Here is a 7,394-nt window from a genome sequence, read left to right on the forward strand (position 1 = left end):
GATGCAACAGGTAGAGTACGGATATATGGAGATCAGATAGATATAGGTGCTTATGAATGGAATCCCTGGGGATCAGATGCTATCGAAGATGAGCTAACATATAATGATCCTGATCTGATAGTTTATCCCAATCCGGCTTATGTGAGTGATTTAAGAGAGACAGGGCTTAATATCTGGTGGCAGAATACAAGTAGAGAATATATAAAATCCGCTGAATTGTGCATTTATAATATTAGTGGGCGGAAGGTTTATGAATGCGGGATAGAGATCAATAATCAGAGTGGAATCACTACCAATTGGGATTTCCGTAATAAATATGGCACAGAGGTGGCATCGGCACTTTATATAGTAAGGATAAAGATCAATGGCAGCATTGTTGGTCAGCAAAAGGTGATGGTGATCAAGTGATTATTAGTTCACCTTTTCTGATAATTGAATATAGCTATCACCTGAATGATCACAGCCATAATGATAAGTGTGAACAGCTCTTTTTGCAGTGAGGGCAGGGAAGAGCCTTTGAGCATAATAGAGCGCATCACCCGGATGAAGTAGGAGAGAGGAATAAACTTCGTGAGTACTTTTGCCCAGTCCGGCATGGAATCAATAGGTGCAAAAAGTCCACTGAGAAAGAGGAAGATCATCATCACAAAGAAGGCAATAAATACTGCCTGCTGCTGACTGGCAGCGATGGTGGAGATAAATAATCCGATTCCGCACATCACAATGAGATAGAAAAACAGATATAAATAGAGCAGTAATACATTTCCCAATAAAGGCACATGAAAGATCGTGAGGGCTATTATCAGTCCCATAGAGAATTCTGCCATCCCAATAATGATCATGGGGATCAGTTTCCCCAGGATATATTCATGCTTGCGGATAGGGGTCACGTTGATCTGTTCCTGGGTACCGGTTTCCTTTTCACGCACAATATTCAAAGCCGTAAGGATAATGCCGATCACCGTAACCAGCATCACCAGAATACCGGGCACCATGAAGTTTTTATAGTTAAGCTCAGGGTTATAGAGAAATCGGCTGCGGATGATATCACTCCCGTTCTTATTCCATTTATTGATTATAGAGATAATATAGGAAGAGGCAACTTCCGCAGTAGCTCCATCTATGGCATCAAGCCTGATCTGCAGGTCAACGGGATAACCGTTATTAATGTTTTTCTCAAAATTATCAGGGATAGCAATAATGGCTTCGATCTTATTCCGGGCAAGAAGCTGGTCGTTGGCTTCCTGATCATTATTAAAGGCGACTATATCAAACCAGGGGTTATAGGCAAAATCATAGATCAATTCAGAAGAGGTGCTGGAATGATCATGATCCTCAATAGCCAGCCTTAGGTTCTTGATCTCATAATCAGCAGCATTGGAAAGGATCAGCAGCTGGATGATGGGCATAGCAATGATAACCATCAGCATAGGCTTGCTGCGGAATATCTGCCGGAATTCTTTGCGGATGATAATTAATATTGTTCTCATACTTCTTCCTTAATCATAGCGCAATTTAAAGCGTTTGGTTGACATGATCAGCAGGACAAGTGTGATCAGGAGAATTATCCCTGCCGGCTTCAGATAGTAATGAACAGGGCTGTCTTTGAGCATAATATGGCAGAGGATTTCCACAAACCAGCGAGCGGGGAAGATGCCGGAAAGCCTTTGCAGCCAGCCAGGCATATTGCGGATAGGGTAGATGAGACCGCTCAGCAGTGTGGTAGGCAGCATAAGTCCGGCAAGGGAGATCATCATTGCTATCTGTTGAGTTTTTACAACGGTGGAGATAAACAGACCAAAACTGAGGGCACAGATCACAAATAGTGCTGAAAAGAGGAAGAAGAGGATTATAGAACCGCGGATAGGCACTCCGAACACGAAATATGAAAGCCCGGTTATCATAAGAATATTCACAAAGGAAATAACTATATAGGGTATGATCTTGCCAATCACAATATGCCAGGGCTTAAGAGGTGAGATCAGCAGCACATCCATACTGCCGGTTTCTTTCTCGCGAGCCAGCGATACAGAAGTCATCATGGCACAGATGAGCATAAGCACCACAGCCATTAGTCCAGGTACGCTTTTAAATACGCTTTTAAGCTCAGGATTATAATACATCACAGGGATGATATTGATTTGAGAGGTTTGCAGGGCATCTTTTTGTAAGTATGGAGAAGTGATATTTTTAATATAGGTTTCTATCGTACGGGCAATATTGGGGTCTGAGGCATCAAGCAGTAACTGAATGATCCCCGTTTCCCCGGACTGCAATCTTCTTTCGGCGTCCGGCTTGATCTCCAGCACAGCCTTCACCTGGTTACTTTGCAGGGCATGTTCCACTTCCGGTGCAGTATACAGGGAGATGATCTTGAAATAATTAGAGCTTTGGAATTTAAGGATAAGCTCATGACTCCAGGTGGTATTATCAAGGTCTCTCACGCCCAGATTCACGTTATTGATCTCGCTGGTGAGCACGTAGCCAAAGAGCAACACTTCAATTATGGGTAGCAGGATAATGATCATGAGGGTCTTTTTATCACGCCAGATATGGAGAAATTCTTTCCAGACGAATATTTTTAAATGCTTCATACTGATTTCCTGGCTAATTTAAGAAATACATCATACATGCTCTTTGACTGGAATTGGGTTTTCAGGTTCGCCGGAGTATCCAGCCCTTTTATGCTGCCGTCCACCATCATGGAGATGCGGTCACAGTATTCTGCTTCATCCATATAATGCGTTGTCACAAATACGGTGATCCCGCGGGAAGATGCTTCATAGATCATTTCCCAGAACCTGCGGCGGGTGATGGGATCAACTCCTCCGGTAGGCTCATCCAGAAATACCAGACGCGGCTCATGGATAATAGCAATGGAGAAAGCCAGCTTTTGTCTGATGCCCAAAGGCAGCGTACCTATCAGCCGTCTTTTCTGCTTTTCCAGCTCGAGTTCCTGCAGCAGCTTTGTCCCATGAGATTTTATTAGAGCTGGTTTCATCTTATAAATACCAGCATAGAATTCAATATTTTCCCAAACGGTAAGGTCAGCAAAAAGTGAGAACTTCTGGCTCATATAGCCAATATTAAGCTTGATCTTTTCACTTTGGGAATACACATCATAGCCGGCAACTGATGCCTTACCGGAAGTGGGGAGGAGCAATCCGCACAGCATTTTCATGGCAGTGGTTTTACCTGCGCCATTAGCACCCAGAAAGCCGAATATCTCGCCTTCTGACACATCAAAGGTGATAGCATCTACTGCTGTGAACTCTCCAAACTTTTTGGTCAGGTTTTCCGTCTCAATTATCAGATTTGCCATTTTCCCTCTGCATATAATATAAAAAACAGTCTTCGATATCAGGCTTAGCCTGCGCGTCAAAGCTGATAGTGCCCTTAGAAGTACTGGTAATGATAGAGATCAATTCCTGCTTCCGCTCTGGTTCACAGGTGATATGAATTGATTCCCCAAAGGAAAACACACTTTCAGCTTCAGCTATCTTTCTCAGCTCATGCATAACGATATTTTTATTCTCTGTAGTTTTAAGCACGATCAGACCTTTGGGAAAGGAATTTACGATGTTCTCAGGTGTATCTATCTGTAATATTTTACCGGATTGGATAAGGGCTATCCTGTCACATTGCCTTGCTTCATCCATATAGGGCGTGGAAACCAGAGTTGTGATCCCTTGACCGGAAACGGTTTTCAGGTTCTGCCAGAATTCCTGACGCGAAACGGGATCCACTCCTGTAGTCGGTTCATCCAGAAATAATACTTCGGGTTTATGGATCAGGGCACAGCAAAGTGCCAGCTTCTGCTTCATACCGCCGGATAGATCTGCTGCCCTGCGCTTCTTAAAAGGCTCCAGCAGCACATATATATCACGGATAAGATCAAAGTTCTCCTCCAGAGTGGATTCAAACACCCGGGCAAAGAATCTCAGGTTCTCTTCCACAGATAGATCTCCATAAAGCGAAAAGGTGCCCGGCATATAGCCTATTATCTTGCGGATAGTCCTGAAATCTTTTTCCACATCATATCCGCAGACTTCTGCCTTTCCCGCATCCATTTTCAGCAGAGTGGTAAGTATCTTAAATAGAGTGGTTTTACCAGCCCCATCTGCTCCTATAAAGCCGAATATCTCACCAGGCTGTGCAGAAAAATCTATCTCATGCAGAGCCGGCTGTTCGGTATAGCTTTTGCTGATGCCGGAGGCAGTAACGCTATTTTTCATTAGGAAGATCCAGAAACATTGTTACGGGCATCCCTATTTTAAGTTCGCCCCTTTCGTTATAACATTCCACTTCCACTTCATAGACAAGTTTCACGCGTTGCTCCTTAGTCTGAATGATCTTGGGTGTGAATTCTGCCTGATGGGCAATATTCGTAACATGGCTGAGAATATAAGAGCTTCCACCATTAGGAGTGTCAATTCCCAAGACTACTTCTTTACCCAGAGTTATTTCAGGCAATTGGGTTTCCGAAATATACACCTTAGCTGTCATGATCTCCAAATCAGCTATTTTGGCATACGGTTTTCCTGCCGGGACTATTTCTCCTGCTGAAAAATAGGTATTCAATAAAGTCCCTTTAATCGGACTTTTGAGGAAGAATTTAGTCTTTTTTGCCTCTAATTGCTGCAGCTTGATCTGCGCCAGTTCTGTCTCTTTCTCACTGCTCAGGTGCGCCAGACGCGCTGACTGCACTTTAAGATTCAGAACTTTTGCAGAAGCATTCAGGTCATCAAGGTTCTTTTCCGGGGCAGCTTCAGCAGCAGTAAGCTTCGTAAAGCGGTCAATATCCACTGCCAGGTTTTCCTGCTCCTGCGCCAGTATGGCAAGTTCATTATCCCGATTTCTGGTCATCAGCTTTTTCAGCTCAATGGCAGCTTCCATTTCATTGATCTGCAATTGAATATCCGTAGTGTCAATAATGGCAATTATCTCATTCTCTTCCACCTTATCACCTTCACCTTTCTGGAAGCTGATAATTTTGCCCGAAACCTCACTGGCTGGATGGTATTCCGTGGCAGTAATTGTGCCATAAGCTACCTCAGAGTTTTTCTTACTGCATCCTGCCAGGACGATTACAGCAATGATCAATAGTGCATATATTAATTTCTTCATAACTCTCCCCCCATAATAAATATTTTTAATATCCTTTGAAAAGAAATCTCCAGCTCTGAAGCAGATTGTTGCAGCTCAATTTCTTTTTGTTTATTAAATTGCTGCAGGTAATCATCACAGGAGATGATACCTTCCTCCAGTTTAGCTTCATAACTGGCTGTTATCCGGGTCAGCAGGTCTCGGCGCTCAGATTGGATCTTAAGGGTTTCACGCAGTCTTTCTATCTCACTATCCTTTTCGATCAATGCCAACTCAATAGCCTGCTGCTGAACTGAGCGGTTGTTTTCTATAGCTTCTGCCCGCAGGCTGTGAAGTTTACGGCTGCGCTGATTGCTTTGCCAGTCCCAGAGCTGCCAGTTAAAATACACGCCCACGCGGTAATATGTATGCGCCTCATCAGAGAATATATCATAGCCCGGATTACCCCAGGCATAAGCAGCAGAAGCGCTTACCTGCGGGAGTATTCCTGAGCCTGCCAGACTCGTCTGAGCCAGTTCCATTTCCTGCTTCTTATCCAGTATTTCCAGCTCAGGGCGAATGATTCCGGTAGGTATATAAAGCTCCGAGTCATAATTCTCCAGACTATCTTCGAGAGTGAATTCGATAGCAGTTAATTTACTGAGCTTCTGCTGGCATTCCTCATACAGGTAATTGATTTTAAAGGTCTCATCTGCCAGTTGCCAAAGCTGATCCTGGATCAGCAGACTGCTGGTTTTATCAATGATTCCGGCACTGATACCTGCTTCCACTTTCCTCAGCTCTCCTGCCAGATCCTCTTTGTGCAATGCCAGTATCTTTTGCTGTCTTTGCGCCAGCAGCATCATATAATATAAACTTGTCACCTGGGCCTTGCGTTGCAGCATCCCTGCTTTCACTTCCAGAATACTGCTTTCCGTGCGCAGATCAGAGAGCTTAAGATTACGCGAGATTGTCCCACCATCATATAATACCTGCTGCAGGTTCAAGGCAATTTCATAACTGGTTTTTTCCTGCTCAGGAAAACTTACTTCAAAGGGAAGTGTACCAAGATTGATCTCAGTACTCTCGCTTTTACCGGTATAATTTGCCGAAAGATTGAATTGGGGATACCATTTACTGTGCAGTGACCTGGCATTAATATTCTGTATCTGCTCAAATATCTCCTGATTAGGGCTTGCAGCATAATTATCCTCAGCAGCCTGCAGGCACTGGGTAAGGTTAATTGCTGCCAGCATAACAGGCAGCAGCAAAAAGAATAATAAGTAAATTCTCCTCATATTATATCTCCTCGATATAAAGCGCGTCTTTGATAAATTGCAGAACAAGTCCTTCCCGTTCTCGAAGCATCTTTTTGTGAGTCTTTTCATCTATGTTAAGTATCTCGCAGGCAATTCCCTGGCTCAGATGTGGAAACAAACATAAAGATACAATATTTATGATCAATTGCTCAGCTCGTATCTGGCGTATCCGTCCCGCTTGATATTCCTTCTCAAGTTCGATATTTAAGCTTTCTATCCAGTCAGGGATGTCACTTTCCTGCAGAAAGGTACTGATCATTGCAGGGTTACGCTTAAGCTCCATAAATACAAAGTTGACCACTTTGATATTCTTATATATCGTCTGATAGTAATAGCGGAAGCCATATTCAAACTTCTCACGAAATCCTTCCAGACCAGACATATCAAGGTGGATCTTATTAAGAGTCCTGCCAGCAGTTTTATCCAGCACAAGCCTGAAGAGCCGTTCTTTATGACGGTAATAATAGTGTAGAGCAGATTTTGAGATTTTTGCCCGATCAGCAATCGCCTGCATTCTGGTTCCCGCATATCCTTTCTGAATAAATTCTTCTATAGCTGCCGTCAATATCCGTTCTTCAGTCAGAATTTCATCTTTCTTTTCATTATCCATTTTCATTCTCCCAAGTCATTAGACTTTTAAGTTAGACCATATAGTCTAACTACGTGGTCAAAGAACACAGACGCCCCTGATATGTCAAATAAAAAATTCTTTCATTCAACTCCTCCACACTCAGCCAATATCTCTCAACATCGGAAGAAAACTATAACCACCAATGGAGCAACCAATTCCTGTTCTCCAACAATCTTCAGATAACCTATAACCAACCTTTTGGAGACCTTTAGGGAAGGCAAGGTTGATCAACTGTCGATGGCACTCAAAACTGGTACAAAGTTGGCACTTTAAACTGGTACATACAAAATGGTACTCAGAATAAAGAAACTGGAGTGCCAATGAAGGGAGTTTCAATGTATCATACCGTAAAGACTTTT

Annotated in this window: 8 protein-coding genes; 1 reads left to right on the top strand and 7 read right to left on the bottom strand. The window is 43.2% G+C overall.

Features of this window, described 5'->3' with window-relative positions; genetic code table 11:
* Positions 1–408 (top strand): T9SS type A sorting domain-containing protein (locus RAO94_11295; protein MDP8322924.1); only part of this gene is annotated, 408 nt, incomplete at its 5' end.
* A gap of 8 nt (positions 409–416) precedes the next feature.
* Here RAO94_11295 and RAO94_11300 read toward each other — a convergent pair.
* The 7 genes from RAO94_11300 to RAO94_11330 are packed head-to-tail and all read right to left on the bottom strand — an operon-like array spanning position 417 to position 7,014.
* Entirely contained in the window at positions 417–1,490 is a 1,074-nt protein-coding gene (locus RAO94_11300; GenBank protein MDP8322925.1) for an ABC transporter permease, read from the bottom strand.
* Between the two features lie 9 nt (positions 1,491–1,499).
* Positions 1,500–2,594, bottom strand: coding sequence for an ABC transporter permease (locus RAO94_11305; protein MDP8322926.1), 1,095 nt, complete (start codon positions 2,592–2,594; stop codon positions 1,500–1,502).
* On the bottom strand, positions 2,591–3,322 hold the full coding sequence (locus tag RAO94_11310; protein ID MDP8322927.1) for an ABC transporter ATP-binding protein: 732 nt from the start codon (positions 3,320–3,322) through the stop codon (positions 2,591–2,593). The genes RAO94_11305 and RAO94_11310 overlap by 4 nt, the downstream gene beginning before the upstream one ends.
* Positions 3,303–4,235 carry an ABC transporter ATP-binding protein gene (locus RAO94_11315; protein ID MDP8322928.1) on the bottom strand — a complete coding sequence of 311 codons (933 nt, stop codon included), beginning with the start codon at positions 4,233–4,235 and terminating at the stop codon, positions 3,303–3,305. Before RAO94_11315 ends, RAO94_11310 begins: the two co-directional genes overlap by 20 nt.
* Positions 4,225–5,127, bottom strand: coding sequence for an efflux RND transporter periplasmic adaptor subunit (locus tag RAO94_11320; protein MDP8322929.1), 903 nt, complete (start codon positions 5,125–5,127; stop codon positions 4,225–4,227). The genes RAO94_11315 and RAO94_11320 overlap by 11 nt, the downstream gene beginning before the upstream one ends.
* The gene (locus RAO94_11325; protein MDP8322930.1) at positions 5,124–6,383 is read right to left on the bottom strand and encodes a TolC family protein; all 1,260 of its coding nucleotides are present in this window, start codon (positions 6,381–6,383) and stop codon (positions 5,124–5,126) included. The genes RAO94_11320 and RAO94_11325 overlap by 4 nt, the downstream gene beginning before the upstream one ends.
* A gap of 1 nt (position 6,384) precedes the next feature.
* Complete coding sequence (locus RAO94_11330; GenBank protein ID MDP8322931.1) at positions 6,385–7,014, bottom strand: helix-turn-helix domain-containing protein; 630 nt, start codon at positions 7,012–7,014, stop codon at positions 6,385–6,387.
* Positions 7,015–7,394 lie beyond the last annotated feature (380 nt).

This window comes from Candidatus Stygibacter australis (assembly GCA_030765845.1).
GTDB classification, from domain to species: domain Bacteria; phylum Cloacimonadota; class Cloacimonadia; order Cloacimonadales; family TCS61; genus Stygibacter; species Stygibacter australis.